Source organism: Lentzea sp. NPDC006480, assembly GCF_040611995.1.
Lineage (GTDB): Bacteria > Actinomycetota > Actinomycetes > Mycobacteriales > Pseudonocardiaceae > Lentzea.
Genome location: NZ_JBEXPJ010000095.1, coordinates 1 through 25,707, shown reverse-complemented (window position 1 = coordinate 25,707; position 25,707 = coordinate 1). Strand labels below are relative to the sequence as shown.

Annotated in this window: 32 protein-coding genes; 15 read left to right on the top strand and 17 right to left on the bottom strand. The window is 68.2% G+C overall.

The window, feature by feature from the left end; all coding sequences use genetic code 11:
• Positions 1–81 precede the first annotated feature (81 nt).
• The 3 genes from ABZX92_RS30135 (at position 82) to ABZX92_RS30125 (ending at position 3,051) form a co-directional block, all read left to right on the top strand.
• Positions 82–501 (top strand): DUF5684 domain-containing protein, encoded by a 420-nt coding sequence (locus ABZX92_RS30135; protein WP_355566599.1) that lies wholly within the window; start codon positions 82–84, stop codon positions 499–501.
• 148 nt (positions 502–649) lie between these two features.
• A complete protein-coding gene (locus ABZX92_RS30130) occupies positions 650–2,122 on the top strand; it encodes a glycosyl hydrolase family 28 protein (protein ID WP_355566596.1) in 1,473 nt (490 codons plus the stop codon).
• Positions 2,123–2,469: 347 nt separating this feature from the next.
• Positions 2,470–3,051, top strand: coding sequence for a class I SAM-dependent methyltransferase (locus ABZX92_RS30125; protein WP_355566593.1), 582 nt, complete (start codon positions 2,470–2,472; stop codon positions 3,049–3,051).
• Here the strand turns inward: ABZX92_RS30125 and ABZX92_RS30120 are convergent.
• From ABZX92_RS30120 to ABZX92_RS30110, 3 genes are all read right to left on the bottom strand, one after another.
• Positions 3,038–3,856: an SAM-dependent methyltransferase gene (locus tag ABZX92_RS30120; protein ID WP_355566590.1), complete on the bottom strand. Its 819-nt coding sequence runs from the start codon at positions 3,854–3,856 to the stop codon at positions 3,038–3,040. The genes ABZX92_RS30125 and ABZX92_RS30120 overlap by 14 nt on opposite strands.
• Before the next feature lie 140 nt (positions 3,857–3,996).
• Positions 3,997–4,707 carry a trypsin-like serine protease gene (locus ABZX92_RS30115; RefSeq protein WP_355566587.1) on the bottom strand — a complete coding sequence of 237 codons (711 nt, stop codon included), beginning with the start codon at positions 4,705–4,707 and terminating at the stop codon, positions 3,997–3,999.
• An 82-nt stretch (positions 4,708–4,789) separates the two neighbouring features.
• Entirely contained in the window at positions 4,790–5,197 is a 408-nt protein-coding gene (locus ABZX92_RS30110) for a hypothetical protein (RefSeq protein WP_355566584.1), read from the bottom strand.
• 251 nt (positions 5,198–5,448) lie between these two features.
• Between ABZX92_RS30110 and ABZX92_RS30105 the strand changes: the two genes are divergently transcribed.
• Both ABZX92_RS30105 and ABZX92_RS30100 read left to right on the top strand, forming a co-directional pair.
• Complete coding sequence (locus tag ABZX92_RS30105; protein ID WP_355566581.1) at positions 5,449–6,390, top strand: diacylglycerol kinase family protein; 942 nt, start codon at positions 5,449–5,451, stop codon at positions 6,388–6,390.
• A gap of 244 nt (positions 6,391–6,634) precedes the next feature.
• Positions 6,635–6,889: a WhiB family transcriptional regulator gene (locus ABZX92_RS30100; protein ID WP_015104912.1), complete on the top strand. Its 255-nt coding sequence runs from the start codon at positions 6,635–6,637 to the stop codon at positions 6,887–6,889.
• A 141-nt stretch (positions 6,890–7,030) separates the two neighbouring features.
• Here the strand turns inward: ABZX92_RS30100 and ABZX92_RS30095 are convergent, their stop codons facing one another.
• From ABZX92_RS30095 to ABZX92_RS30085, 3 genes are all read right to left on the bottom strand, one after another.
• Positions 7,031–8,509, bottom strand: coding sequence for a PAS domain-containing sensor histidine kinase (locus ABZX92_RS30095; protein WP_355566619.1), 1,479 nt, complete (start codon positions 8,507–8,509; stop codon positions 7,031–7,033).
• Between the two features lie 206 nt (positions 8,510–8,715).
• The gene (rsrA, locus tag ABZX92_RS30090; protein WP_355566578.1) at positions 8,716–8,976 is read right to left on the bottom strand and encodes a mycothiol system anti-sigma-R factor; all 261 of its coding nucleotides are present in this window, start codon (positions 8,974–8,976) and stop codon (positions 8,716–8,718) included.
• Positions 8,973–9,587: a sigma-70 family RNA polymerase sigma factor gene (locus ABZX92_RS30085; protein ID WP_355566616.1), complete on the bottom strand. Its 615-nt coding sequence runs from the start codon at positions 9,585–9,587 to the stop codon at positions 8,973–8,975. The genes rsrA and ABZX92_RS30085 overlap by 4 nt, the downstream gene beginning before the upstream one ends.
• Positions 9,588–9,697: 110 nt before the next feature.
• Between ABZX92_RS30085 and ybaK the strand changes: the two genes are divergently transcribed.
• Positions 9,698–10,174, top strand: a complete 477-nt coding sequence (ybaK, locus tag ABZX92_RS30080; RefSeq protein WP_355566575.1) for a Cys-tRNA(Pro) deacylase — start codon at positions 9,698–9,700, stop codon at positions 10,172–10,174.
• Here the strand turns inward: ybaK and ABZX92_RS30075 are convergent.
• Complete coding sequence (locus ABZX92_RS30075) at positions 10,171–10,659, bottom strand: hypothetical protein (protein ID WP_355566572.1); 489 nt, start codon at positions 10,657–10,659, stop codon at positions 10,171–10,173. The genes ybaK and ABZX92_RS30075 overlap by 4 nt on opposite strands.
• 101 nt (positions 10,660–10,760) lie before the next feature.
• Positions 10,761–11,303, bottom strand: coding sequence for a DinB family protein (locus tag ABZX92_RS30070; protein WP_355566569.1), 543 nt, complete (start codon positions 11,301–11,303; stop codon positions 10,761–10,763).
• A gap of 65 nt (positions 11,304–11,368) precedes the next feature.
• Between ABZX92_RS30070 and ABZX92_RS30065 the strand changes: the two genes are divergently transcribed.
• Positions 11,369–12,226 (top strand): hypothetical protein, encoded by an 858-nt coding sequence (locus ABZX92_RS30065; RefSeq protein WP_355566566.1) that lies wholly within the window; start codon positions 11,369–11,371, stop codon positions 12,224–12,226.
• On the opposite strand, the gene ABZX92_RS30060 is transcribed toward ABZX92_RS30065, so the two are convergent.
• Positions 12,223–12,834: an alpha/beta family hydrolase gene (locus ABZX92_RS30060; RefSeq protein ID WP_355566563.1), complete on the bottom strand. Its 612-nt coding sequence runs from the start codon at positions 12,832–12,834 to the stop codon at positions 12,223–12,225. The two genes, ABZX92_RS30065 and ABZX92_RS30060, sit on opposite strands and share 4 nt — an antisense overlap.
• Positions 12,831–13,571 carry an SOS response-associated peptidase gene (locus tag ABZX92_RS30055; protein ID WP_355566560.1) on the bottom strand — a complete coding sequence of 247 codons (741 nt, stop codon included), beginning with the start codon at positions 13,569–13,571 and terminating at the stop codon, positions 12,831–12,833. The genes ABZX92_RS30060 and ABZX92_RS30055 overlap by 4 nt, the downstream gene beginning before the upstream one ends.
• A gap of 85 nt (positions 13,572–13,656) precedes the next feature.
• On the opposite strand from ABZX92_RS30055, the gene aroA reads away from it, so the two are divergent.
• The 4 genes from aroA to ABZX92_RS30035 are packed head-to-tail and all read left to right on the top strand — an operon-like array spanning position 13,657 to position 17,189.
• A complete protein-coding gene (gene aroA, locus ABZX92_RS30050) occupies positions 13,657–14,922 on the top strand; it encodes a 3-phosphoshikimate 1-carboxyvinyltransferase (RefSeq protein WP_355566557.1) in 1,266 nt (421 codons plus the stop codon).
• A 2-nt stretch (positions 14,923–14,924) separates the two neighbouring features.
• The gene (rsgA, locus tag ABZX92_RS30045) at positions 14,925–15,944 is read left to right on the top strand and encodes a ribosome small subunit-dependent GTPase A (protein WP_355566555.1); all 1,020 of its coding nucleotides are present in this window, start codon (positions 14,925–14,927) and stop codon (positions 15,942–15,944) included.
• On the top strand, positions 15,941–16,399 hold the full coding sequence (locus tag ABZX92_RS30040) for a hypothetical protein (protein ID WP_355566552.1): 459 nt from the start codon (positions 15,941–15,943) through the stop codon (positions 16,397–16,399). The genes rsgA and ABZX92_RS30040 overlap by 4 nt, the downstream gene beginning before the upstream one ends.
• A gap of 43 nt (positions 16,400–16,442) precedes the next feature.
• A complete protein-coding gene (locus ABZX92_RS30035) occupies positions 16,443–17,189 on the top strand; it encodes an NAD(P)-dependent oxidoreductase (RefSeq protein ID WP_355566549.1) in 747 nt (248 codons plus the stop codon).
• A gap of 132 nt (positions 17,190–17,321) precedes the next feature.
• Here ABZX92_RS30035 and pruA read toward each other — a convergent pair whose 3' ends face one another.
• Positions 17,322–18,950: an L-glutamate gamma-semialdehyde dehydrogenase gene (gene pruA, locus ABZX92_RS30030; protein ID WP_355566547.1), complete on the bottom strand. Its 1,629-nt coding sequence runs from the start codon at positions 18,948–18,950 to the stop codon at positions 17,322–17,324.
• Between the two features lie 36 nt (positions 18,951–18,986).
• Here pruA and ABZX92_RS30025 point away from each other — a divergent pair, with 36 nt between their 5' ends.
• Together ABZX92_RS30025 and ABZX92_RS30020 are read left to right on the top strand one after the other, a co-directional pair.
• Positions 18,987–19,373, top strand: a complete 387-nt coding sequence (locus ABZX92_RS30025; protein WP_355566544.1) for a VOC family protein — start codon at positions 18,987–18,989, stop codon at positions 19,371–19,373.
• 2 nt (positions 19,374–19,375) lie between these two features.
• Positions 19,376–20,203 carry a GNAT family N-acetyltransferase gene (locus ABZX92_RS30020; RefSeq protein WP_355566541.1) on the top strand — a complete coding sequence of 276 codons (828 nt, stop codon included), beginning with the start codon at positions 19,376–19,378 and terminating at the stop codon, positions 20,201–20,203.
• 136 nt (positions 20,204–20,339) lie between these two features.
• On the opposite strand, the gene ABZX92_RS30015 is transcribed toward ABZX92_RS30020, so the two are convergent.
• The 4 genes from ABZX92_RS30015 to ABZX92_RS30000 are packed head-to-tail and all read right to left on the bottom strand — an operon-like array spanning position 20,340 to position 23,311.
• Positions 20,340–20,759 (bottom strand): nitroreductase family deazaflavin-dependent oxidoreductase, encoded by a 420-nt coding sequence (locus tag ABZX92_RS30015; RefSeq protein WP_355566538.1) that lies wholly within the window; start codon positions 20,757–20,759, stop codon positions 20,340–20,342.
• A complete protein-coding gene (locus tag ABZX92_RS30010) occupies positions 20,756–21,247 on the bottom strand; it encodes a hypothetical protein (protein WP_355566535.1) in 492 nt (163 codons plus the stop codon). Before ABZX92_RS30010 ends, ABZX92_RS30015 begins: the two co-directional genes overlap by 4 nt.
• Positions 21,244–22,635: a wax ester/triacylglycerol synthase family O-acyltransferase gene (locus tag ABZX92_RS30005; RefSeq protein WP_355566532.1), complete on the bottom strand. Its 1,392-nt coding sequence runs from the start codon at positions 22,633–22,635 to the stop codon at positions 21,244–21,246. Before ABZX92_RS30005 ends, ABZX92_RS30010 begins: the two co-directional genes overlap by 4 nt.
• Positions 22,636–22,645: 10 nt before the next feature.
• Positions 22,646–23,311: a phosphotransferase gene (locus tag ABZX92_RS30000; RefSeq protein ID WP_355566529.1), complete on the bottom strand. Its 666-nt coding sequence runs from the start codon at positions 23,309–23,311 to the stop codon at positions 22,646–22,648.
• A gap of 106 nt (positions 23,312–23,417) precedes the next feature.
• Here ABZX92_RS30000 and ABZX92_RS29995 point away from each other — a divergent pair, with 106 nt between their 5' ends.
• Positions 23,418–24,164, top strand: a complete 747-nt coding sequence (locus ABZX92_RS29995; RefSeq protein ID WP_355566527.1) for an RNA methyltransferase — start codon at positions 23,418–23,420, stop codon at positions 24,162–24,164.
• Between the two features lies 1 nt (position 24,165).
• On the opposite strand, the gene ABZX92_RS29990 is transcribed toward ABZX92_RS29995, so the two are convergent.
• On the bottom strand, positions 24,166–24,471 hold the full coding sequence (locus ABZX92_RS29990; protein WP_355566524.1) for a hypothetical protein: 306 nt from the start codon (positions 24,469–24,471) through the stop codon (positions 24,166–24,168).
• A gap of 86 nt (positions 24,472–24,557) precedes the next feature.
• Positions 24,558–24,968, bottom strand: a complete 411-nt coding sequence (locus tag ABZX92_RS29985) for an HAD-IA family hydrolase (protein ID WP_355566521.1) — start codon at positions 24,966–24,968, stop codon at positions 24,558–24,560.
• A 66-nt stretch (positions 24,969–25,034) separates the two neighbouring features.
• Here ABZX92_RS29985 and ABZX92_RS29980 point away from each other — a divergent pair, with 66 nt between their 5' ends.
• Entirely contained in the window at positions 25,035–25,451 is a 417-nt protein-coding gene (locus ABZX92_RS29980; protein WP_355566518.1) for an Rv3235 family protein, read from the top strand.
• Positions 25,452–25,707 lie beyond the last annotated feature (256 nt).

Genomic DNA, 25,707 nt, shown 5'->3' with positions numbered 1-25,707 from the left:
CAGGACAGGTCCACGGTCCTGGCAGCGTCCCCGCTCGCCGATCCCCCGGCACCAAAAGTAAGCGTGGAAAGAGGAAAGACCGTGGGCACTGACCCGACTACCGACATCGACCCGTCCGCCGCCGCAGGCATCGGCATCGTCGGCACGATCATCTACCTGGCCTTCATCGTCTTCGGCGTCGTCGTCTTCTGGAAGACGTTCGCGAAGGCCGGTCAGCCGGGCTGGGCGGCGATCATCCCGTTCTACAACATCTACGTGTGGCTGAAGGTCGCGGGCCGTCCCGGCTGGTGGATCATCCTGATGCTGATCCCGGTCGTGAACATCATCATCGCGCTGATCGTCTCGATGGACATCTCGAAGTCCTTCGGCAAGGACTCCGTCTTCGGTGTCGTCGGCCTGTGGCTGTTCAGCATCATCGGCTACGCGATCCTCGCGTTCGGTGGCGCGCAGTACCAGGGTCCGGCCGCGCTGGTGGGCCAGCAGGGCGCCTACCGGGGCTGATCCCCGCTTGAGCCAGGCCGGGCCCGAAGTCACCCCTGTACTTCAGGCCCGGCCTTACACTATGGTCGAGAATGAAATCGTTTTCAGAACGTTTCAGACGCCGAGCTGCCGCCGCCCTCGACGCAGGACGAGGAAGGACCTCTCAACGATGAGGCGTCGACTGACCGGCGCGTTCTTCGCGCTAGCGGTGGTCGTGGCACCGGTGGGCGTGGCGAAGGCGGCCAGCTTCAACGTGAAGGACTACGGCGCGAAGGGCGACGGCAAGGCGATCGACTCGGTCGCCATCGACAAGGCGATCGCGGCGGCGTCGTCGGCTGTCGGCGGGGTCGTCGAGATCCCGCCCGGCACGTACCTGTCGCGCTCGATCCACCTCAAGAGCAACGTCACCATCAACCTCCAGCAGGGCGCGCGAATCGTGGCGTCCGGCAGCGGCATCGACGCACCGGAGTCCAACCCGAACTCCAAGTACCAGGACTTCGGCCACAGCCACTTCCGCAACGCGCTGCTGTGGGGCGAGAACGTCGAGAACGTGAGCTTCACCGGCAAGGGCGTCATCGACGGCGCCAACAAGCTGGAGACCGGCGAGAACATCCCGGCGGGCAAGGGCGACAAGATGCTCTCGCTCAAGTTCTGCAAGAACGTCAACATCACCGATGTGACGTTCCGCGAAGCCGGCCACTTCGCCATCATCACCAACGGCTGCAACGGGATGAAGCTCGACCGCATCACCGTCGACTCGCCCGACGACCGCGACGGCATCAACTTCATCAACAGCTCCAACGTGGAGCTCTCGAACTCTGTTGTCGTGGCCAGCGACGACGCGGTGGCGTTCAAGTCCGACTTCGCCACCGGCAAGACTTTTGTGTCGGAGAACAACGTCGTCCGCGACTCCACGATCCAGTCGACGGAGAACAACGCCATCCAGTTCGGCTCGGAGACCTGCGGCAGCTTCAAGAACATCCAGTTCCGCAACCTCAAGGTCACCGGCGCCTCGAAGGCGGGCCTCGGCATGGTGTCGATGGACGGCGCGGTCATCGAAGACGTGCTGTACGACAACATCCAGCTCACCAAGACCGCCTCGCCGATCTTCATCCACATCGGCAAGCGCGGCCGCTGCCCGAACTCGCCGCCCACCGGCAAGATCCGCAACATCACCTACCGCAACATCACCGGCACGAACCTGACCGCACCGCGCGACATCCCGGGCGACCCCGAGTACGCGTCCACGATCTCCGGCCGCTCGGACTCGAAGATCACCGGTCTGACGTTCGACAACGTGCGGCTGACCGTTCCCGGCGGTCACGGTGAGGGCGACTCGTCGAAGAACCCGCCGGAGGTCTCCGGTGAATACCCGCCGCGGATCTTCGGAGTGCGGCCGGCGTTCGGGTTCTGGATTCGCAACGCTGTCGACGTGAAGTTCCTGAACAGCACCATCGAGTTCGACAAGAACGACGGGCGGCCCGCCATCACGACGGACAGCGTCACCGGTGTGTCCTTGACCGGCGTCAAGGTCGAGCGCAGCACCGGGGCGAACGATCTGCAGTGGCGCAAGAGCAGCGGCACGTCGGTCACGAACAGCACCACCACTTCGGGGCAGGCGCTGCGAGCCAAGACCAGCTAGCTCCGGCGAGTCGGCGGACGCCTTCCGGGGTGAGCGGCTCGCGATCGCACGAAAGCGCACACGGCTAGGGCCCCGCCCTCCTCGGGGGCCAGACCGGCCAATAAGGACCCTAGCCGCGAAAACCGCCTGTCAACCCACCACTCGGCGATCTGTGGACAACTCGCTGCGGCGCGATCGGCCACGGCGAGTTGTCCACAGATCGGCTAACGGCGTCTTGACAGCGCGCCCTCGCCGCTAAATTTGGGTCTTGGCCTAGTGGTGGTCAGTCCCCCGTGGAGGGCGGGGTCTGAACGTCACCACCACTTCGGGGCAGGCGCTGCGAGCCAAGACCAGCTAGACAGGAAGGCGTGACAACCTTCTGGGACGAGCAGGCGGCGACCTTCGACGAAGAACCGGACCACGGTCTGCGAGATGCGGGCGTGCGAGCAGCATGGGCGGAGTTGTTGCTGCCACTGATGCCATCCGCTTCGTCGGAGGTCGTCGACCTCGGTTGCGGCACCGGAAGTCTCGCGGTGCTGCTGGCCGAGGCCGGGCACCGCGTCCGGGGCGTCGACCTCGCCGAGCGCATGGTCGAGGCCGCCACCGCGAAGGCCAGGGCGGCAGGAACAACAGCCGAGTTCGTGCAGGGCGACGCGGCCGAGCCTCCTTACGCGCCAGCATCCGCGGACGTGGTGCTGGCGCGGCACGTGCTGTGGGCACTGCCGGACCCGGCGGCCGCGCTCAAGGCCTGGGTACGGCTTCTCAAACCGAACGGACGGCTCGTCCTGGTGGAAGGCCATTGGTCGACGGGTTCAGGCCTCAAACCGGCGGAGTGCGAGGCTCTCGTCAGCGAGGTCCGCGAGCATGCCGCGATCACGCCGCTGCGAGACAAAGCGTTGTGGGGGCGTGAGATCGACGACGAGCGGTACCTGCTCGTCAGCCTGCAATGACCCCGACCGCGCCATAGGTAGAAGCGTCAGCTGCGGCGGACGTGCCGGGTAGTTCCCCGTCCGCCCTCCAGTGCGCCGCGAGCACCAGCCCGGGCTCGAGCAGCTGCAGCCCGCTCAAGAACTCCTCGATGTCCTGCTTGGACCGCGGCACCAGCTCGGACCCCATCCCGTCCGACAGGTCGATCAGCTTGTCCACCAGGGCGGGCTCGACATCGCGGGTCAGGTGCGTCAACGCCAGCACGCTGCCCTCGCACAACGCCGCGCGATACCGGGCCACCACACCGGCCGGTTCGAGGTGGATGTACGGGAGGATGCCGACCATCAGCACGGCGGTCGGCTTGGTGAAGTCGATCAGGCGGCGTGTCTCGGGATGTCTCAGAACAGCGCCGACGTCGCAGATGTCGGCTTGCACGATGGCGGCGCTCAGGTTGTCGCGCAGCATGGTGCGGGAGTGGGCCACGGCCACCGGGTCGTGGTCGACGTAGACGACGTTGCACGACGGATCAAGCGACTGGGCCACCTCGTGCACGTTGCCCGCGGTCGGGATGCCGCTGCCGAGATCGAGGAACTGGCGAATACCCATCTCCTCGACGCACAGGCGCACCACGCGGCGTGAGAAGGAGCGGATCGTGCGGGCCATTTCGGCTACCGGGAAGCGGCGAATGGTTTCCTCGGCCAGGGTGCGGTCGATCGCGAAGTTGTGCGCGCCGCCGAGGTAGTAGTCGAAGAGGCGGGCGACATTTGGGCGTTCGGAATCGCCGTTTGTCGTCACCCGCTGCGGGCCGTCCTGCACTGCGCACCTCACCCTGCTCCCGAGCGGCGCGAACGCTGGCAGCACGGTAACTGGCTACTCCGTTCGTGTCCATCCACCATTCGTGAACACGCAGGGTGATGGCCCCCGGCCGGAGCCGAGGGCCATCGCAGGGTTACCGCTGGTCAAACAGGTCAGACGCCCGCGTACTGGCGGATCCAGGAGCGGTAGGCGCCGACGTGGGTGTAGTTGGAGCGCGTGGAGCGGTCCGAGGTGGAGGCGACGCCGACCTGCTTGCCGTTCGAGCTGAACATCGGGCCACCGGAGTCACCGCCCGCCGCGATGCCGTCGACGCGCGTGACGGACACCGCGCGACCGCCGCGGTAGTCCTGGCCGTTGACGGACGTGACGCGGGTGTTCGCGACCTTCAGGTAGCGCGACTGGCAGTTGATCTCCGGCTGGTTGGTGCAGGTGGCGCCCCAGCCGTAGAGCTTGGCGGTCTGGCCGACCGCCACGTCCGACGTCGTGCCGAGTGGGGAGAACGGCGTGTTCAACGTCGTGTTGACCTTGACCAGGGCCAGGTCGACAGAGGGGTGCTTGATGATCTGCGTGCCGGTGACGAACTGGCCGCCGGACGTCTGGTCCAGGCTGCCGACGCGGAACGTGTACGTGCCGGCCGACGCCACGCAGTGCTCAGCGGTCAGGATCCACTGAGGTGCGATCTTCGTCGCGGAGCAGTTCTCGCGGCCGTTCACGAACAAACGGGCCGCGTAGGGGAAGTTCGTCGCGTTGCCGCCGCCGATGATCATCGGCGACATGTCCGGCTCCTCCGGAGCTGCGGACGCGACAGGAGCGAGGGTGAGCGCTGCCAGGAAAGCGCCCGCGATCGCGGTCAGAACACGCATGGTTGGTCACCTCGTGAGTGCAGGGAGTGGTTAAGCAACCACGCACAGCTTCACTCGGACGTGTGACCGTGACCACCCTCCGTTAGTCGGCTTTGTCACCTTCGTTCACATCCGCCAGACCCATCGCCCACTGGCGACCGTCGCGGGTGAACAGCAACACGAGCACCACTACGCAGTAGATACCGCCCAACGAGCCCAGCAACTGTTGCTCCGACGGCCCGTACGCGTACCAAGCACAGCCGAGCAGCAGCAGCTGCGTGACGACCACGGGCGTGCGCGCGCCGTGATGGCCGCGGAACAACATCACCGACGCGAAGATCACCCCGCCGAACCAGAGCACGAGCACGCCGGCGGCGCCGAGGATCGGGCCGCCGGAAGCAGCGCCCTGGATCACCCGGACGACGAGCGCGACAGCCAGCGCGATACCGCCCAGGCCCTGCAGAAAGGTGAGCGCGGCGGCGACGCGGACCGAGCGCGGTGCAGTGGTCACGGAAGACCTTTCCTCACGTTCTGTACTGGTCACGGATCGTAGGCCACCCGGTCGGAGGTCTCGCCGAGCACGTCCGCCGGGGGAAGATCAAGGGGCCTTCAGCGAGCCGGCGGTCGTCCGGGGTGCACTCGTCTGCGAGGCGCACGCAGTGCGAGCGGAAGGGAGATTTGGGCCACTTTCGTGAGGCTGGAGCCACCCTTAGGGAGGACATGCGCGCGGCTGACCGTCACGCACTGTCTTACTCTCAAGTAGTGCGCGCTCTTCTCGTGGTGAACCCGCAGGCGACTACAACAACGCCGGCGGGCCGTGACGTGTTGGCGCACGCGCTCGCCAGCGACGTGAAGCTCGAGGTCATCCAGACCTCCTACCGGGGCCACGCGGCGGACGCGGCGAGCAAGGCCGCGGAGGACGGGTTCGACCTGATCATCGCCCACGGCGGCGACGGCACGGTGAACGAGGTCGTCAACGGCATCCTGCGCGGCGGCCCCCGCCCCGACAAGCCGATGCTCGGCGTCGTGCCCGGCGGTTCGGCCAACGTCTTCGCGGGCGCGCTCGGCATCCCGCGCGACCCCGTCGAGGCCACGCACGTCCTGCTGCAGTCGATCGAGAACGGCACCAAGCGCCGGATCGGGCTCGGCCAGGTCTTCGCGGACGTCGTCGAGGGCGGCAAGGGCCGCTGGTTCACCTTCAACGCGGGCATGGGCCTCGACGCCGACGTCGTCGCGGGCGTGGAACGCAAGCGCGCCAAGGGCCACAACGCGAGCCCCACTCTCTATCTGGCCGTCGCGCTCGGCGCTTATGCGCAGAACGTCCGCAAGCCGCAGCGCTTCACGGTCGAGGTTCCCGACGAAGCACCGTTCAACGACGTCGGCATGGTGTTCGTGTCGAACACCGACCCGTGGACGTACTTCGGCGACAAGGCGATCCAGCTCAACCCGAGCACGTCGTTCGACGGCGGCCTCGGCCTTAGTGCGCTGAAGACCCTTCGTGTTCCCACGGTCGGGCGCTACATCGCCCAGATCCTCGCGACGGGCAATCCGAAGAGCGGGAATCTCGTTCGGCGTGATGACGTGGGTTATGTCAGAGTGAAGTGCGAGGAGCCCGCCAACCTCCAGGTCGACGGTGATTTCCTCGGCAAGACGACTGCGGTGGAGTTCCGGGCAGTCCCCGACGCGTTGACTGTTGCCGTATAAGCAACTTGACAGTCCGTGATCGGTTCGTGACTGTCTCGGTATCGACCCGCGATGTACTGCAGTCGAGTGACAGCAGAGCGTGAAACCCCAGGTGAACGCTGTCGATCTTTTGGGTGAGTTCACTCACCGGGTCAGTGCTAACCCCTTGACATCCCAGCCGTTCGTGAAAGCATTCACAAGCACCCCAAAACGACCGCTGACAACCGGCGTGCCCTTGTGCGCGCCTAGCTGAGGAGTAGTTCCAATGGACTGGCGCCACCGCGCGATCTGCCGCGACGAGGACCCCGAGCTGTTCTTCCCCGTTGGGAACAGTGGTCCCGCGCTGCTTCAGATCGCCGAGGCGAAGACCGTCTGCCGCCGTTGCCCCGTCGTCTCCGACTGCCTCGCGTGGGCACTGGAGAGCGGCCAGGACGCCGGCGTCTGGGGCGGGATGAGCGAAGACGAGCGCCGCGCTCTCAAGCGCCGCAACGCCCGCACGCGGGCCCGCAGCAACGCCTGAGCAGGCAGTTAGCCGCGAACACTACATATAAGAAGAAGCCCGACACCGTGCCAGGTGTCGGGCTTTTTCTTTGTTTGCACACCCTCCCGCATGACCACGTGAGACCGCTGAGGCTGGTCGTCACGTGTGCACGGCGTTAGTTTAGCGCCGCCCTCTGAGCGGCACGCGCAGGACCGCCTCTGTACCGCCTCGGGGCCGCCGCCGCAAGCTCAACGAGCCTCTCAATTCGGAATCGACAAGGGTCCGAACGATCTGCAGACCGAGACGATCCGTGCGCTCCAGGGAGAAACCGGGCGGAAGCCCCTTGCCGTCGTCGGTGATCGACACGTCGAGCCATTTGGCGGACCGCTCGGAGTGCACGACGACCTCTCCGCGCTGGCCAGGGGCGTAAGCGTGCTCGAAGGCGTTCTGCACGAGCTCGGTCAGCACCATCACCAGCGGGGTCGCGATCTCGGCCGGCACGATCCCGAACCCACCCTCGCGGCGCACGCTCACCTGGGTCTCGGTGACCGCCACGTCGCCCATCATCGGGATCACCTTGTCGACCACGTCGTCAAGATCGACTCGCTCGTCCACGGACATCGACAGCGTCTCGTGAACCAGTGCGATGGAAGTCACACGGCGCACCGACTCGGCCAGCGCCTCCTTGGCCTCCGGGTTGTTCAACCTGCGGCTTTGCAGCCTCAGCAGGGCCGCCACGGTCTGCAGGTTGTTCTTCACCCGATGGTGGATCTCGCGGATCGTGGCGTCTTTCGACATCAACGCACGGTCGCGGCGACGCACTTCGGTGACATCGCGGCACAACACGATCGCGCCCGCGGCCTGCCCGCGTGGCCTCAAGGGCAACGCGCGGAACAGCACCGCCGCACCACGTCGTGACTCGGCTTCCATGCGCATCGACGGCTGGCCTTCCAGCGCCTGCCGGATGCGCTGGGCGACCTCGGTGGCATCGAACGGATCGCCGATGAGGCTGCGGGTGAGCGGTGCGAGGTGCACTCCCACCAGGTCTGATGCGTGCCCCATGCGGTGGTACGCCGACAGGGCGTTCGGCGACGCGAACACCACCGCGCCGGACGGATCGAGCCTGATCAGGCCGTCACCGACGCGCGGGCTGGTGTGCACGTCCGGCGACGGTTCTGGCGCCGGGAACGTGCCGTCCGCGATCATCTGGCACAGGTCGGCGGCACTGCCGAGGTAGGAGATCTCCAACGGCGACGGCACCCGCGGCACCGCCAGGTTCGTGCTGCGGCTCAGCACCGCGATGACCTGGCCGCCCAGCCGCACCGGGATGGTCTCGCGCCGCACCGGCACGCCCAGGTGCCAGCGCGGGTCCTCCTCGCGGCAGATCCGCGACTCGTCGATGGCCCGGCGCAGCTGCGGGTGTTCCTCGGTGTCGACCTCGCTGCCGACCACGTCCTCGGGGTGCGCGGTCGGTGCCGTCGTGGGACGGGCCTGCGCGACGCAGAGGAACCTGTTGTGGTCCAGCGGCACCCACATGTTGAAGTCCGCGAAGGACAGGTCGGAGAGGAGTTGCCACTCCGCGACCACCAGCTGGAGGTGGTCGGCGGCGGCGCCGGAGAGCTTGGTGTGCTCGGCCAGCAGGTCCGTGAGCGTTGACAGAACTCCTCCATGAGAAACTGGTAGGTGAAGCAGTTCTGATCCTAGGAGACTCCCATGTCGAAGCGTGCTCGCAAGCGCCGCGACCGCAAAAAGGGCGGCGCCAACCGAGGCAAGCGCCCCAACGCCTGAGTGCTGCGAAAAGGCCTGGACACCGACACGGTGACCAGGCCTTTTTGTCGTTCAGGGTTCGTTCGGGGGCGAGGACCTCAGCCCTCGGTGCGAATCTCCACGATCGTCGCCCGGATGCGCGCCTTCAGCTCCGACGGGGCGAGATCCCCACCGCACTTGCGCGCGAGCAGCGCCTTGAGGTGCTCCTCCAGCCCGAACTGCTCCAGGCACGGATGGCACTCGTCGAGGTGCGTCTGCAGTGCCTCGCGCCGGGTCTGGTCGCATTCCTGGTCCAGGAACAGCCAGACCTCGCTCAGCACCTCTGAGCAGTCGGTGTCGTGGGGTTCGCCGCAGTTCATGACGCGTCTCCGTTGCTGCCGTTGCCGCTACGGAGGAAACCGCGCTCGCGGGCGGTGTCCGCCAGCATGTCGCGGAGCTGGCGACGGCCCCGGTGCAACCGGGACATCACCGTGCCGATCGGGGTGCCCATGATGTCTGCGATCTCCTTGTACGCGAAGCCTTCGACATCGGCGAGGTAGACCGCGATCCGGAACTCCTCCGGCAACCGCTGCAATGCTTCCTTGACGTCGCTGTCGGGCAGGTTGTCGAGTGCCTCGACCTCGGCGCTGCGCAGCCCGGACGAGGTGTGGCTCTCCGCCTGCGCCAGCTGCCAGTCCGTGATCTCGTCGGTCGGCTGCTGAATCGGCTGGCGCTGCTTCTTGCGGTAGCCGTTGATGTAGGTGTTCGTCAGGATCCGGTACAGCCAGGCCTTGAGGTTCGTGCCCTCCGAGAAGGACGCGAACGCCGAGTAGGCCTTGAGGAACGTCTCCTGCACCAGGTCCTCGGCATCAGCCGGGTTGCGCGTCATGCGCAGGGCTGCCGAGTACAGCTGGTCGAGCATCGGCATGGCGTCGCGCTCGAACCGCGCGGCTCGCTCCGCCGTCGTCTCCGTCGTGCCGGTGGCGGGCACCGCGCTCCCTTCCCACTGGTTCTGGGTCGGGACCGACAATACGCGGGGCCGCTCGAGCGTGTTCGTCACCACGTCCTGGGTAACAACAGAGGTGCTGGTAGTAATTCCGCATGGCCGGACGTGGGACGCCCGCCACAGCGCTGCTGGACAAGCAGCGGGTGGCGCACACCTTGCACTCGTACGAGCACGACCCCCGCCACGAGTCCTACGGGCTGGAGGCGGCCGAGGCGCTCGGGCTGGTGCCGGGCCGCGTGTTCAAGACGCTCGTCGCCGAAGTGGACGGCAAGCTCGCGGTCGGCGTCGTGCCGGTGACGGGGCAGCTCGACCTGAAGGGTCTGGCGGCTGCTCTCAAGGGCAAGAAGGCGAAGATGGCCGTGGTCGCCGACGCCGAACGCGCGACGGGTTATGTGGCCGGTGGCATCTCACCGTTGGGGCAGAAGAAGAGGCTGCCGGTCGTCATCGACTCGTCGGCTTTGGAGTTCGAGACGGTGTTCTGCAGTGCCGGCAGGCGTGGGCTCGAAGTCGAGATCACGCCTGCCGAACTGGTTCGCCTGACTTCGGCCGTGGTGGCCGCGATCAGCGCTTAGCCGACCGGCTCCATCAGGTCGCCGACCCGGACGAGCGCGCCGATGCTCGACGGCCAGGCCACGGTGACCTGATCTCCCAGGCTGCCCTGGCCCGGCAGGTTGAACTGGATGGACGCGGGCGTCACCCGCGGACCTTGGATCTGCGAGGCCACGTAGACGGCGGCCTCGCGGAACCCTTCGACCGGCACTTCGACGTAGTGCCCGGTCTGGCCCCCTGCCAGCTGGAGGTTCATGTCCTGCCCCTCGGCGTCGAGGAAGCGCACGTTGCTGAGGGAGCCGCCGATCTTGCAGGAGACACCCTCAGCAGGAGCGAACCTCATCCAGTGCGCCGTGGTGCCCGCCGACGGGGAGTTCATCCGGTGGGCGCTGATCACCAGGTCACCGCCGGTGCACCACGGAGTTTCCGCTTGGGCCGCAACGGTTCCCGTGGCAGCCACGAGAGCTGCTCCAGCCAGGGCGAGAGCGGTCTTGCCAAATGTGTGCACGTGTTTCTCCCCGAATACGTGTCGATCTGGACATCCCCTACACCCCGGTGACGCCCATGATCCGCACTCGGTTGCACCGAAACGTTAGAACGTTTCAACCACTATTCGCCGACCTCGCCGTCGATCGCCTCGCGCAGCAGGTCCGCGTGGCCGTTGTGGCGGGAGTACTCCTCGACCATGTGGGTCAGGATCCAGCGCAGGCTCACCTTCTTGCCGTCCGCCCACGGTGCGCGCTTGCTGAGCTGACCGAGGTCGCCGGTCGCGAGGGCTTCCTCGACGCATTTGCGGGCGCGCTCGACGTCGTCCTGCCAGAGCGCTTTGAGCTGCTCCGGGGTGTCCCGCGCGGCCGAGTGCCAGTCCCAGTCGTTGTCGGCCTTCCAGTCGACGCTCGCCCACGGCTCCAGCGGCTCGCGGTCGTGCAGCACGGTGTGGAACCACTGCTGCTCGACGTACGCGAGGTGCTTGAGCAGGCCGCCGAGCGTCATCGACGACTTCGCGGTGGTCTGGTTGAGCTGCTCCGCGGTGAGGCCGCCGGTCTTCCACGCGAGGGTGGCGCGGTGGAACTCCAGGAAGCCGGTCAAGGTCGCGAGCTCGTCGCCGTCCATCGGTGGTTCGGGACGGTCGCGGCGGTCGAAGTCGGTCATGAGCGCGATCACAGCTCATTGCGTACAGTGCCACCACATGGTCTAGACCACACGTGGAGGCAGGCATGCGCATCCTCGATCTCGACCGCACCGGGCTCGCCGCCCTCAGGGGTGCCGACCTCACGCGGGCCGTGGCCGCGTCCGAGGGCAGGACCATGGTCGCGGAGGTGTTCGCGGACCGTGCCGCGCTGTCGTTCGACGGCCAGACCGGTGTGCACAACGCCGAGCTGATGGCCGCGTTCGGTGCCGACGTCATCGTGCTGAACATGATCGACCGGGTCTGGGACGGCACGACGTTCCGCTTCCCCGGCCTCGGCGAGCTGCCGAGCCTGGCCGCCGTCGCCGCGAAGATCGGCCGTCCGATCGGCGTCAACCTGGAGCCCGGCACCGTTCCCGAGCTGCGCAAAGCCACCCGGGACAACGCCGCGCGGCTCGCGGACTCCGGTGCCGCGCTGATCGTGCTGACCGCGAACCCCAGCACGGACGGGACGCTCGACGGCATGGCGCGCGCGACCGAGCAGCTCAAGACCGATGCCGCCCTGTGGGTCGGGAAGATGCACCACGCCGGGCACCCCGAGCCGATCACCGCGCGGAAGCTCGTGAACCTCGTCGACGCGGGCGCGGACGGCGTGATCCTGCCGATTCCCGGCACGTTGCCCGGCATCACTCGCGAAGCCGCGGCCGAAGCCGTCGCCGCCGTGCACGAGAGAGGTGCCGTGGTCATGGGCGCGATCGGCACGTCACAGGAGGGCGCGCACACCAACGTGGTGCCGCAGCTGGCCCTCACCGCCAAGGAGATCGGGGTCGACGCGCATCACATCGGCGACTGCTTCCTGCCGGGCATGGGCGACCCCGAGCTGCTCTACGCGTACTCGGTGGCCGTCAGGGGGCGCCGGCACACGTGGACCCGGATGGCGCGTTAGTCCAACGGCCTGAGCACGCGGTCCAGCCACTCGCCAACGGATCGGCCCACGTCCGACACGGACGCCTTCAGCGAGTGGTCGCCCTTCAGCAACACGACCTCGCGGTGCTTTGACCGTTCCGGCTGGCCGAACGGGTCGTTCTCGCCCTGCACGACCAGCGTGGCGACCTCGACGCCGTCCAGCTCGGCCATCCGCGACTTCTCCGGCTTGCCCGGCGGGTGCACCGGGAACGCGAGGCACAGCACCGCGACCGCCTGGCCCTCGATCGACGTCCGGCAGGCCACCCGCGCACCCGACGACCGGCCCCCGAACACCAGGGGCAGGCCGTCGAACCAGCGTTCGCCCAGGTCGTCGACCACGGACAGCCACGCGGTGTCGAGCTGGTTGGCCGGTGCGGGCGCACGGCGGCCGGCGACGCGGTAGGGCTGTTCGATCAGGGCCACGTGCACGCCGACGGAGTTCGCGGCGTGGCACGCGGCGACCAGATCCGGGGCCTCGACGCCACCACCGGCGCCGTGGCCGAGCAGAAGTGCCGCACGCGGTTCGTGGGCACAGTGCAGTGAGGCCCTCGCGGGGCCGTGCGGCGTGTCCACCAACAGCGTTGTCACGACTGCTCGAACAACGTGGGTGCAGGCTTCTCGTCCTCAGTCAGCGAGACGCGGTCCATCAGGTGCGGGTTGTTGTTCTTCACGCTGTTCACCTCGGTCGACACCGGACGCAGTTCCAACGCGTCGACGATCGACGGGTCCGGCGCCAGCAGCCCGGACGGGTCCTGCGACGTCGGGTCGAGCCACGCCGACCATCGGTCCTGAGGCAGCAGCAACGGCATGCGGTTGTGCACCTCGGTCAACGCACCGATGGCGTCCGTCGTCAGCACCGCGCACGTGACGGTCGGAACGTCGTCCTTCCACCACACGGACCAGATGCCGGCCATCGCCAGCGAAGCGTCATCTCCGAGCGTCATGAAGTACGGCTGTTTGCGCCCCTCGCCCGGCTGCCATTCGTACCAGCCGGTGGCGGGGATGATGCAGCGGCGCTTCATCGCGGACTGCTTGTACGCGGGCTTCTCCAGCACGCTCTCGGCCCGCGCGTTGATCATCTTGGCCGCGCCGGACAGGTCTTTCGCCCAGTGCGGGACCAAGCCCCAGCGCATCACGCGGATGCTGCGCTCGATGTCCTCGTTGTCAGCGTCTTCTGCGGGTTTGCGCTCGACCACCGCCATGACGTGCTTGGTGGGAGCGATGTTGTAGTCCGCGCCCGGCGCCTCGTCGCCGGTCCCGTCCACCGCGTCGAACTCGGCCGCCAGCAGCGCCGGGTCCTTGGTGGAGGCGTACCTACCGCACAAAACCGATCACCTCCGAAGTCGTCATCGTCGCACGTCGGGAACACCTGTGCGAGCCGCCCCAGTGCCGATGCGGGATCATTCAGGCATGACTCAGCACTGGTCAGCCCCCAGCGCGTCCGGCCCAGTCCACTCGACGGTGCCGGTGCCCGGCTCGAAGTCGATCACGAACCGCGTTCTGGTGCTCGCGGCGCTGGCCGACGGGCCGTCGACCGTGCACGCACCGTTGCGCAGCCGGGACACCGTGTTGATGGCTGCCGCGCTCTCGTCGCTGGGCGTGAACTTCGCCGATCGCGAGGACGGCGGCTGGGACGTCATGCCCGGTCTGCTGCGCGGTCCGGCCGACGTCGACTGCGGTCTCGCGGGGACGGTGATGCGGTTCCTGCCGCCCGCCGCCGCGCTGGCCGAGGGCGAGATCAGGTTCGACGGTGACCCGCACGCGCGGCTGCGGCCGATGGCGACGGTGCTGAGTGCGTTGCGCTCGCTGGGTGCTGAAATCGACGGTGACGCGCTGCCGTTCACGTTGCACGGCACGGGTTCGCTGCCCGGTGGTGAGGTGACGATCGACGCGTCCGGGTCGTCGCAGTTCGTCTCGGGGCTGCTTTTGAGCGCCGCGCGGTACGACAAGGGCGTGACGGTGCGGCACGACGGCAAGCCCGTGCCTTCGTTGCCGCACATCGACATGACGGTCCAGACGCTGCGCTCGGTCGGCGTGCGGGTGGAGACCGACGCGAACCTGTGGCACGTCGAACCCGGCACGATCGCGGCCCGCACGTGGCACGTGGAGCCCGACCTGTCGAACGCGACGGTGTTCCTGGCGGCGGCCGCGGTGACCGGTGGCGAGGTGACGATCCCGCACTGGCCGGCGGAGACCACCCAGCCCGGTGACTCGGTGCGCGGGATTCTGGAGCGGATGGGCTGCACGGTTTCGGTTTCCGAGCACGGGTTGACCGTGCGGGGGCCGTCGAAGCTGTCCGGTTTGGACATCGACCTGCGCGACGAGAGCGAGCTGACGCCGACGGTCGCGGCGCTGGCGGCGTTGGCCGAGGGGCAGACGATCATCCGCGGTGTCGCGCACATCCGCGGCCACGAGACGGACCGGATCGCGGCGCTGGTCAACGAGATCAACGCGTTGGGCGGCAACGCTTCCGAGACCGAGGACGGTCTGATCATCAACCCGGTGCCACTGCGCGGTGGTGTCTGGAAGGCCTACGCGGACCACCGGATGGCGACCGCGGGCGCGATCATCGGGCTGGTGGTGCCGGGCGTCTCCGTCGACGACATCGGGTCGACCACGAAGACGATCCCCGACTTCCCCGGGATGTGGAACACGATGCTCGGCGGGGGCGCGTAGCAGTGAGCAAGCAGGACTGGCGCAAGCTCGACGAGTCCGACGTGCGCGTGCGCCCCGGCAAGGGGACGCGGCCGCGCAGCAAGAGGCGGCCGGAACACGCCGACGCCGAGACCGCGATGGTCATCGGCGTGGACCGCGGCCGCTGGACGTGCGCGATGGAGTCCGGTGCCGTCGTCACCGCGATGCGTGCGCGCGAACTGGGCCGCACGCCCGTGGTGGTGGGCGACCAGGTCGGCATCGTCGGGGACACGTCGGGCCAGCCGGACACGCTGGCCCGCATCGTGCGCGTCGAGGAACGCACGTCGGTGCTGCGCCGGACCGCGGACGACACCGACCCGTTCGAACGCGTCGTCGTCGCCAACGCCTCCCAGCTCATCATGGTCGTGGCACTGGCGGATCCGCCGCCGCGCACGGGTTTCATCGACCGGTGCCTGGTCGCCGCCTATGCCGGTGGCCTGGAACCGGTGCTGTGCCTGACGAAGTCCGACCTGGCGTCCGCGGACTCGTTGCTGGCGCTGTACACCGAGCTCGACGTGCCGGTGATCGTGACGCGGTTCGACGAGGAACCGGCAGAGCTGCGCGCGCGGCTGGCGGACACGGTGTCGTGCCTGATCGGCCACTCCGGCGTCGGCAAGTCCACTTTGGTCAACCGCCTGGTGCCCGACGCGAACCGCGCGGTGGGCGTGGTGTCCGGCGTCGGCAAGGGCCGGCACACCTCGACGCAGGCCGTGGCGCTGCGGTTGCCCGAGGGCGGCTGGGTCGTGGACACGCCGGGCATCCGCTCGTTCGGCCTCGCGCACATCACGCCGGACGACATCGTGAAGGCGTTCCCGGACTTCGCCGAAGCCGCCGAGGAGTGCCCGCCCGGCTGCGGCCACCTCGGCGCGCCCGAGGACCCCGGCTGCATGCTGGACGAGCTGGTGCCGGACGCGCCGGGGCGGCTCACGTCGTTGCGGCGGCTGCTGGCGTCGCGTGCCGGTATGGACGACTACACGGACGGAGCTGGCACACTTCCGGAGTGAACAGGTATCTGGGGGTTCTGGCGTTGGTGGCCGCGCTGGCAGCCTGCTCCACCCCGCCGCCCGCGCCGCCGAAGTTCTCCGACACCGACCCCTGCAGCCTGCTGCAGGCCCGCGACTTCGATCCGGAGCCGACCGGCAGCACGCTGTGGATGCCCGACGGCTCCTGCCAGCTCACCTACGGCGCCACGTCGGTGACCGTGAAGCTGCGGACCGAGAAGTACGCGGACGCGGCAGCTTCGCTGGGGCCCGACGCTTATGGCGCGGTGGTGGAGACGCATCCGATGACCCGCCGGTGCGCCGACGCGGCCGGGACGGTGACGTGCGATGGGGTGGTGGAGGTGCAGGATGGTCAGCTCATCGGCCTGAAGGTGGTTCAGCGCAACCCCGATCCCAACGTGGTCGGGCAGGTCACGCAGGGTCTCGCCGCGAAGGCGCTGGAAAGGCTGCCGAAATGAAAGCCGGCTGTCACGTCCTGACGCGCTGTCTCGTCCACTGGCCATGAAGGTATTCGTGATCGGTGCGTCGGGTGTGCTGGGACGGGAAACGCTGCCGCGGCTGCGCGCGGCCGGACACGAGGTCGGCGTGCTGGACCGGCACCAGACCTCGATGTTCGACGCCGCGCAGCTCGCCGGGGCGATGGCGGGCTACGACGCGGTCATCAACCTCGCGACCCGCATCCCGCTCAGCGCCAAGGCCGTGCTGGCCAGCGCGTGGGCCGAGAACAACCGCATCCGGGTCGAGGGCAGCGCTGCTGTTGCGGAGGCGGCTGTGCAGGCCGGCGTCGCGCGGCTCGTGCAGGAGGGCATCTCGTTCGTCTACGCGGACGGCGGCGACCGCGAGCTCGACGAGAGTGCGCCGTTGAATCCGGTCGGGCACATCGCGAGCTCGGTGGTGGCGCAGGAGAACGCGCTGAAGCACCCCGGCGGTGTGTTCCTGCGCATCGGGATGCTGATCGGCGGCGAGGCGAAGGCGCCACCGGTGCTCGTCGGCGACGGCTGGATGTCGGTCGTGCACCCCGGTGACGCGGCCGCCGCGGCTGTCGCGGTGCTGGACGCGCCCGCCGGGATCTACAACGTCGGGTCGCCGGTGTTGAAGCGCGATCTCGGGATCACGCGGCTGCCCAAGGCTTTCGGGAAGCTCGCGGTGTCGTTCGAGGTGTTCGGGCGGTCGCAGCGGGTCGTGAGCACGAAGCTGACCGAGGCGACCGGCTGGAAACCGGAGGCCGATCCGGGCTCGCTCGGGTAGCCACCGCCTGGTGAACCACGGGTACCGCCTCACCAGGTGCGACCCCGCCCTGCGCAACGGGCAGGGTCAATTCACCGGGGACGACTGGACCTCGGTGAGTGAGGACGGTGTTGTCCGCGCCAGGGCCTGGCTCTAACCCATGTGCGGGTACTTGTGATCTGTTGGTGGCACAAGGGTTTCCTTGATGGCACGCGGGCTCGTCCACCGCTGCAGGTTGTAGATCGAGCCCGCCTTGTCGTTGGTGCCGGAGCCGCGCGAGCCACCGAACGGCTGCTGCCCGACGACCGCGCCGGTCGGTTTGTCGTTGATGTAGAAGTTGCCGGCCGCGAACCTCAACGCCTTGTGGGCCTGGGCGACGGCCGCGCGGTCGCGGGCGAACACGGCACCCGTCAACGCGTACGGCGTGGAGTTGTCGATGGTCTCCATGATGTTCGGGAAGTCCGCGTCCTCGTAGACGTGCACGGCGAGGATCGGGCCGAAGTACTCGGTCGTGAAGATGTCGTGGTGCGGGTCGGTGCCGAGCAGCACCGTCGGGTCGACGAAGTAGCCCACCGAGTCGTCGCACGTGCCGCCCGCCAGCACCTCCACCGAAGTGGACGCGGACGCCATCAGCAGCGCGTCCTTGTGCTTCGCGAACGCGCGGTGGTCGATCACCGCGCCGCCGAACACCGACAGGTCCGTGACATCGCCGTAGGACAACGACTTCGTGACGTCCAGCAGTCGTTCTCTGACTTCGCTCTCCCACAAGGATCGCGCGACGTACGCCCGTGAAGCGGCCGAACACTTCTGGCCCTGGTACTCGAAAGCGCCGCGCACGAGCCCGGTGACGAGCGCCTTGGGGTCAGCGGAGGCGTGGGCGATCACGAAGTCCTTGCCGCCCGTCTCGCCGACGACCCGCGGGTAGGCGCGGTAGTTGTCGAGGTTGCTCGCCATGGTCTGCCAGAGCGCCTTGAACGTCTTCGTGGAGCCGGTGAAGTGCAGCCCGGCGAAGAACCGATCTCGCAACGCCACCTCGCTCACCGCCTGGCCGTCGCCGGTGACGAGGTTGATCACGCCCGGTGGCAGGCCGGCCTCTTCGAGGACGCGCATGGTGAAGTGGGCGGCCAGCTGCTGCGTCGGCGACGGCTTCCACACCACGGTGTTGCCCATCAGCGCGGGTGCGAGCGGCAGGTTGCCGGCGATGGCGGTGAAGTTGAACGGCGTGATCGCCACGACGAACCCGTCGAGCGGCCGGTGGTCCATCCGGTTCCACACGCCGGGGCTGCTGATCGGCTGCTCCTCGAGGATCCGGCGGCCGAAGTGGACGTTGAAGCGCAGGAAGTCGATCAGCTCGCACGCGGCGTCGATCTCGGCCTGCTGTACGGACTTCGACTGGCCGAGGATGGTGGCGGCGTTGAGGGTGTCGCGCCACGGTCCACTGATCAGGTCCGCGGCCCTCAGCAGCACCGCGGCGCGTTCGTCGAACGGCAGCTCCTGCCAGCCGGGCGCGGCGTGCTGTGCGGCTCGCATGGCTTCCGCGACGTCCGCGTTCGTGGCCTGCGTCGCGAAGCCGAGAACGTGCCGGTGATCGTGCGGCTGAACGACGTCGATGCGCTCGCCACCACCCATGCGTTCCTGACCGCCGATGGTCATCGTCAGCTCGTGGGTGGTGCCCTCGAGTTGCGCGATGCATTGTTCAAGACTCGCGCGTTCGGCGCTGCCGGGAGCGTAGGTGTGCACTGGCTCGTTGACCGGTTCGGGTGCAGACGTTACGGCGTCCATTCCCCCATCGTGGCACGCGGTAGTAGGGTCCGTCGGGTGGCGCGGGTGACTGGCATCGGCGGGGTTTTCCTGCGTTCACGGGATCCCGTGCGCTTGGCAGCCTGGTATCGCGACAACCTGGGCGTGCCGATGAGCGAAAAGGGCACGGTCACCTTCCACTGGCTCGACACGGCCACCAACGATCATCCGGGCACGACGACGATGGCGTTGTTCGCCCAGGACACCGAGTACATCGGCGAACCGCACCAGCGCGCGATGCTGAACCTGCGCGTCGACGACCTGCCGTCGCTGATGACGAAGCTCAAGGCGCGCGGGGTCGAGGTGCTGCCGGAGACCGAGGACTCGGAGTTCGGGCGGTTCGGGTGGTGCGTGGATCCGGAGGGGAACCGGATCGAGCTGTGGGAGCCGGCCGAGGGGATGTGACCGTGCTTTCCGATGCTGTCGACGCGCTGCGCGAGTGGCAACGCGAAGGTGCCCCTTTTCAGCTCCATCCCGGCGATCTGGGCTGGTTCTGGCGGTTCGGTGAAGAGGCTTTGACCGAGGCGGTCCGTGTTTGGCGCCGCGACGGGCGCGTTGTCGCCGTTGGACTGCTGGACTCCCCCGACTTGTTGCGGTGCACGATCGGGCCGGACTTTCAACAGGACGAATCGCTGGCGCGGCAGCTGGTCGAGGACGTCTCAGATCCGGAACGCGGCGTGCTGCCCGCCGGGAAGGTGTGCATCGACTCGCCCGTGGGCACGCGGTTCAAGGAGCTGCTGTTCTCCCGCGGCTGGCAGACCGACGAACCTTGGACCCCGCTGCGCCGCGATCTCACGTCGCCGGTGCCGGACCCCGGTGCGCGGATCGAGGTGATCGGCCCGGACCAGGCACACCTGCACGCGGCGGTGATCAGGGCTTCGTTCGAAAAGTCCACGTTCGTCGACGAGCGCTGGCACATGATGGCGGGCGGTGCCCCGTACGCCGACGCCCGCAGCCTGGTCGCCTACGACGGGGACGCCGCGGCGGCCGCGGTGACGGTGTGGTCGGCGGGTGCGGGCAAGCCGGGGCTGCTCGAACCGATGGGCGTGCACCGGGATCATCGCGGGCGCGGCCTGGGCAGGGCGATCACGCTCGCCGCGGCATCGGCTTTGAGGGAGCTCGGCTCGTCCAGCGCGCTCGTCTGCACGCCGAGCTCGAACGTCGGCGCCGTCGCCACCTACCGGTCAGCTGGCTTCGAGCAGCTGCCCGAGATCGCCGACCAGCGCCGCGACTGAACGCCATCGTCGGCGGACCGTGCACAGGCTGTCCCGGCCCACGTCCATGAGCGGGTGGGTGTGGTCAGCGGCGATTTGGTCAAGTGTTGGTGGTACTTGCAGACGCCGACAGAGCCAACGCCCGGGAAGCAACCGCCTAGACGCGGGTGAGCTCCAGCACCGGGATGGTGCGGATGCCGGCGGTCTTCTTCGCGTAGTCGGCGAAACCCGGATACAGCTCGGCCTGCTGCTCGAAGCGCTGGTCGCGTTCGGTCCCGGTGAGCTCACGAACCTCGACGGCATAGGTGTCGGTGCCGCGCTCGACGGTGCCCTGACCGGCCGAGGTGAGGTTGTAGTACCAGGCAGGGTTCTCCGGCGCGCCGCCCTTGGACGCGAAGACGTAGATGACGTCGGCGTCCGTCTCGTGCGACAGGTACATCATCGGGGCGACGCTTTCCTTGCCGGTCCGGCGGCCGCGGTGGTGGACCAGCACGATCGGCGCGCCGGCGAAGGCGCCGCCGACGCGGCCTTCGTTCGCAAGGAACTCCTCGATGATCTTCGCGTTGTAGTCGCTCACAGCAGCTCCAGGACGAATGGCAGTTCTTGCGGTGCGTACCAAGCCAGCTCGTGATCCTCGGCGCTGCCCAGCGTGAACTCGGCGTCCGGATCACCCAGGTCCGCCGCGTCCACCACGTCGGCGGCCGCGCGCACGTCGTCCTCGGCCTCGGCGGTGTCGAGGTGCACGGAGGCGACGTCCTTCATCGTGGCCGAGCCGACGACCTTGACCACCGAGTAGTCGAGGTCGGGGCGCAGCGTCACGTCGTCCATGTCGACAGCGATCACCGCGCGGCGCGGTTCGGCCTTCTCGTCGCCTGCCAGCAGTCGCAGGGAGGCACGCGCGGCGTCGAGCATCGCGGCGTACTCCAGCTCCTCCGTGTCGCCCGCCGCGTAGGACTCGCGCAGTGCGGGCGTCAGTGCGAAGGCCGTGCCGCCGATCGGAGTCAGTTCGCCGCTGTCGACGAACGTGCGCAGCATCGACACCGTGGCCGGGATGTAGACCCTCATGCGCTCGCCGTCCCCATCAGTTCCTCCACCGACTCCTCGACCATGGTCGCGAGAACGTCCACATCGGACATGGCGTCGCGGTCGCCGTTCAGCCCGAAGTAAACACCGCCGTCGTACGACGTCACCCCGATGGCCAGCGCCTGGTTCTTGGCGAGCGGGACGACCGGGAAGATCTCGGTCATTCTCGCTCCCGCGGCGTACAGCGGCACCTGCGGGCCGGGAACATTCGTGACAATCACGTTGAACAGCCGGCGCGAGAACGACGAAGCCGCCCGCGCGCCCAGTGCGTGCAGCGTCGGCGGTGCGAAGCCGGAGACCTTCACCAGCGCGTCGGCGGCCACGGACTGACCGGACTCCTTGTGTGCGCGCATCGCGTGCGAGACGTGGTGCAGGCGCACGACCGGGTTCGGTTCGCCGACCGGGAGGTCCACGAGGTACGCCGACACGTTGTTGCCCGAGTCCGGGTCGGCTTCCCTGACGCTGAGCGGCGCCATCGCCCGGATCGTGGTGCTGCCCGTGACGTTCTCACCGCGGCTGAGCAGCCAGTTGCGCAGGGCACCGGACAACGCCGCGAGCACCACGTCGTTGACCGTGCCGCCGTGCGTCTTGCGGATGGCGCGCAGGTCGTCGAGCCGGGCGCGCGCGACGGCGAACCGGCGCTGCGGCGAGGTGATGCGGACGTTCAGCGGGGTGCCGGGCGCGGGCGTGGCCGCGGTGTGGATGGCGGCGGCCACGGCACCGAAGGCGTTGAACACCTTCTCGACGGTGGCGACGGTGTCGAGGGCGGCGCTGCGGACGTTCTCCACGAGCTCGCCGGGGCGCTGCACGATGTCGGTGACGGCGTCGGCCACGAGCTGCAGCGAGCTGGGCTCCGGCTGCGGCATCCAGAGGTTCTCGACGTTGGTGCGCGGTGTCGGCGACACGTCCAGCATGACCTGGCCGATCTCCAGCGACGCGATGCCGTCGATCATGGCCTGGTGGGTCTTGGTGATGACCGCGGTCTGGTTCTTGTCGAGGCCCTCGACCAGGTAGATCTCCCACAGCGGGCGGGAGTGGTCGAGCGGGCGCGACATCAGGCGCGCGATCAGGTCGTTCAGCTGGGTCTCGTTGCCCGGCTTGGGCAGGGCTGACCTGCGCACGTGGTACGTGACGTCGAAGTCCGGGTCGTCGACCCAGACCGGGCGCGCGATGCGTCCTGGGACGTGCACGACCTTCTGCCGGTAGCGCGGCACGAGGCTCAGACGCTGCTCGATCAGGTCGACGAGCTTGTCGTAGTCGAATCCCGCCTTGGGTCGTCGGAAGATCGCGACGCCGCCGACGTGCATCGGCGTCGTGGAGTCCTCCAGGTACAGGAACGAGGCGTCCAGCGCTGACAGGCGGTCCGGCATGCTCGCCAGCCTAGTGGCGTTTGCGGTCCATCAGTCTTTGAAGTGCGGCACGTTCGGCCGGGTCGCGGTCGTGGCGTTCGAGCCGGATGCGCGCGGCCTCCGGGATCGCTTCGATCGCCTTCGGGTCCACATTGGCCATGAACGACTTCAGGAACCGCCAGCGCGTGAGCTTCTTGACGGGTGCGAGACGGGCGACGGCGAGCGAGACCCAGCTCAGCGCGACGTCGAGCCTGCGGTCGCCCTTCGCGGCCGACGCCCAGTCCAGGACCACGGGACCTTCCGGGCCGAGCACGACGTTGCCGGGGTGCAGGTCGAGGTGCAGGAGGTTGCCCTCACCGCTCAGGAAGTCGGGGGCTTGGATCGCGTCCAAGCGGTGGTGCAGGTCGGCGAGGTCCTTGCCCAGGCCGCCGGCGAGCCACGGCTTGCGGCCGATCTCCTCGGACATCCGCGGACCGGGCACGTACTGCATGACGAGCTCGTCTTCTGTCGCCTCGTACACACGCGGGACGGGGATGCCGTGGCCGCTCAAGTACGACATCATCTCGGCCTCGCGCCGCAGGTCACGGCCCGTGCGCGTGCGCTTGACGAGCAAGCCGTCGGACCGGATGAACACGTCCGAGTCCTGCCCGCTCGCGAGATGTTGACGTTGCGCGACGCTGCGCATACCTGCCGTCATGTGACGATCATCATGCATATGATCCAAAGCACAAGGGCCGAACGGCTCTAGTCGGGCTCTTCACCCGTTTGAGCCGGCTGTGCGGCCCTCTGACACCCTCTTCTCCGTGGAGATCTCGCCCAAGGACCGCTTCGTCACCGTCTACGGCCGCAAGCCAGTGCTGGAAGCGCTCGATGACAAAGCGCTCACGGTGGACAAGGTGGTGCTCGCCGACACGGCCCGCGGCCCGGCTGCGCGCGAGATCCTCGACGCAGCGCGTTCCCGTGGCGTTCAGGTGCAACGCGCGACCGCGCAGCGCGTGAAGGTGCTGGCGGGCAACGGAAAGCAGGACCAGGGCGTGCTCGCCGACGTGGTCGCGCCGCGGATGAAGCCGCTGGAGCTGGCCCTGGAGTCGGGTTCGCTGCGGTCCGTGCTGGTGCTGGACGGCATCACCACGCCCGCGAACGTCGGCATGATCCTGCGCACCGCGACCGCTGCCGGAATCGACGGCATCGTCGTCCCGCGCCGAGGCGTCGCCTCGATCGATCCCCTGGTGGTCAAGGCCTCCGCCGGGGTGGCTTTCCGCGCGCCCGTGCTGCGCTGCGGCACCGCGGCGGAGGCCTCGGCTTTGTTGCGCGCGTCCGGCTTCCCGCTTTACGCGCTCGATTCCCACGCCTCCGACACGCTTTATTCCGCTTCTTTCGGCGGTCGCGCCGCTTTTGTGCTCGGCAGCGAGACCTCCGGAATCACCGACGACGTCCGCCCGCACATCACGTCGTGGATCTCGATTCCAATGGCGGCCGGGGTGGAATCGCTGAACGTGGCCTCAGCGGCCGCCGTGCTCTGCTTCGAACTCGTGCGCCGGGCCCAGTGACTCAGAGCCAGCGCACGTGATAGTCGCTGATCTGCGGGTTGCCGAGCAGTGACGTGCACTCGGCGAACGAGGAATCGCCCCGGACGCGGCCGACCGTGCCGAACTGGTCCCAGTAGAAGCCCAGCCCGTTGGAACAGTGCGCGACGGCCTGGAACCGGCCGGGTCCGCCGTAGTCGCAGAAGACCTCGACACTGCGCCCGTTGCGCTGGTACTCGTCGTAACAATCGCGCGGCCCCTGCGCCTGCGCGGGTACCGCAATTGCCGTGGCTGCAATAGCTCCTGCAACACAAGCGACAATTCTTCGCATTTTCCGCCCCTATACATTCGACTGCTTGCCTAATCGAACGTAGTGGCTTCCCGGAATGACGGGCAATTACGCTGCGGGGTGAATGGTCAATCGCGGAGTGCGATCGCTAGCAGGACTTCCAGCTCCTCGAGGGTGGACTCGGTCGACCGATGGTGGACGCCGACCATGCCCGCCTCCGCCGCGCCCCTGACGTTGATCGCGAGATCGTCGACGAAGACGCACTCGCTCGGCTTCAGGTCGAGCCGCTCGGCGGTGAGCAGGTAGATCTCGTGCTGCGGCTTCGCCAGGCCGACCTCGCCGGAGATGATCGTGGCGTCGAACAGGCCCTGCCACTGGCTCGGCGGGTGCCACCAGCCGTCGGCGTTGGAGAGCAGGGCGGTTTTGAGGCCTCGTTGTCTGGCCTTGCGCAGCGCCGTGAGGAGTGGGGGTTCCGCCGCGTTGTCCTCGCCTGGGTCGGTGAGGACGCCGCCGTAGTCGAGGACCAGGGCTTTGAGCACCTGTGGACGGTACCCACTTTCGTGTGATCCGTGTCCTGATGGCGCCGGTGGGTCGCCTGGTTCGGCATGCCCCCAGTTGTTCGTCGACTACCCGCGTACGAGCCTCCGGTCGGAGCGGCTCGCGGGCTGGATTCCATTCCTCGGCCGCGGCCTCGGCCTGTTTGGGTTCCGCCGCCCGAGGTTCCGCCGCCGGTTTTGGACGCCGCCCGGTTGATCTGGGTCGTGTTGGAGGTGTTGGACGGGCGGCGGCCGGCTCGGGTGTTGCGGTCGGTTGCCGTGCCCGCGGTGGTGGCTCGGTTGTCCGGGTTGGTTCGGGTGCGGACCACCCGGATGGTTCGGGCGCCTCGGGTTTGCCATCCGACGCGGTTGGTGGCCGAGATTTCGGTGACCGTTCGCCGGGAGGGGAGAGCGCTCGCGGTCGCGGCTCGGGCTGAGCACCGGGAGGGGCGGTGGTGGTTGACCACGTTCTCGGTGCTGGAGTGACCTCGTTCTGTCAGACCTGCCGCGTACGTTGGGTCGCGGGGGACGCCAATGCCAAGGGGACCCTTGCGTCAGCCTGCGCTGTGTCACGAGGCCGGGTGCTTGCCGCTCTTCACTTCCGTCCAGCCGCCACCAGGCCGGTCCAGCGCTCCTGTGGCGGGGGTCTGGCAAGCCGCAGCTCGCCTCCAATGGCTTCGATACGACGGCCCGCGATGATCGGGATCGGAGGATTGGCCGGAGTAGTGCGCGTGTGAGAGCC

Coding starts and splice junctions, on each gene's coding strand:
- ABZX92_RS30130 (WP_355566596.1), top strand. CDS start 650: ATGAGGCGTCGACTGACCGGCGCGTTCTTCGCGCTAGCGGTGGTCGTG.
- ABZX92_RS30115 (WP_355566587.1), bottom strand. CDS start 4,707: ATGCGTGTTCTGACCGCGATCGCGGGCGCTTTCCTGGCAGCGCTCACC.
- ABZX92_RS30100 (WP_015104912.1), top strand. CDS start 6,635: ATGGACTGGCGCCACCGCGCGATCTGCCGCGACGAGGACCCCGAGCTG.
- rsrA (WP_355566578.1), bottom strand. CDS start 8,976: ATGAACTGCGGCGAACCCCACGACACCGACTGCTCAGAGGTGCTGAGC.
- ybaK (WP_355566575.1), top strand. CDS start 9,698: ATGGCCGGACGTGGGACGCCCGCCACAGCGCTGCTGGACAAGCAGCGG.
- ABZX92_RS30070 (WP_355566569.1), bottom strand. CDS start 11,303: ATGACCGACTTCGACCGCCGCGACCGTCCCGAACCACCGATGGACGGC.
- ABZX92_RS30065 (WP_355566566.1), top strand. CDS start 11,369: ATGCGCATCCTCGATCTCGACCGCACCGGGCTCGCCGCCCTCAGGGGT.
- aroA (WP_355566557.1), top strand. CDS start 13,657: ATGACTCAGCACTGGTCAGCCCCCAGCGCGTCCGGCCCAGTCCACTCG.
- ABZX92_RS30035 (WP_355566549.1), top strand. CDS start 16,443: ATGAAGGTATTCGTGATCGGTGCGTCGGGTGTGCTGGGACGGGAAACG.
- pruA (WP_355566547.1), bottom strand. CDS start 18,950: ATGGACGCCGTAACGTCTGCACCCGAACCGGTCAACGAGCCAGTGCAC.
- ABZX92_RS30010 (WP_355566535.1), bottom strand. CDS start 21,247: ATGAGGGTCTACATCCCGGCCACGGTGTCGATGCTGCGCACGTTCGTC.
- ABZX92_RS30005 (WP_355566532.1), bottom strand. CDS start 22,635: ATGCCGGACCGCCTGTCAGCGCTGGACGCCTCGTTCCTGTACCTGGAG.
- ABZX92_RS30000 (WP_355566529.1), bottom strand. CDS start 23,311: ATGACGGCAGGTATGCGCAGCGTCGCGCAACGTCAACATCTCGCGAGC.
- ABZX92_RS29990 (WP_355566524.1), bottom strand. CDS start 24,471: ATGCGAAGAATTGTCGCTTGTGTTGCAGGAGCTATTGCAGCCACGGCA.
- ABZX92_RS29980 (WP_355566518.1), top strand. CDS start 25,035: ATGCCCCCAGTTGTTCGTCGACTACCCGCGTACGAGCCTCCGGTCGGA.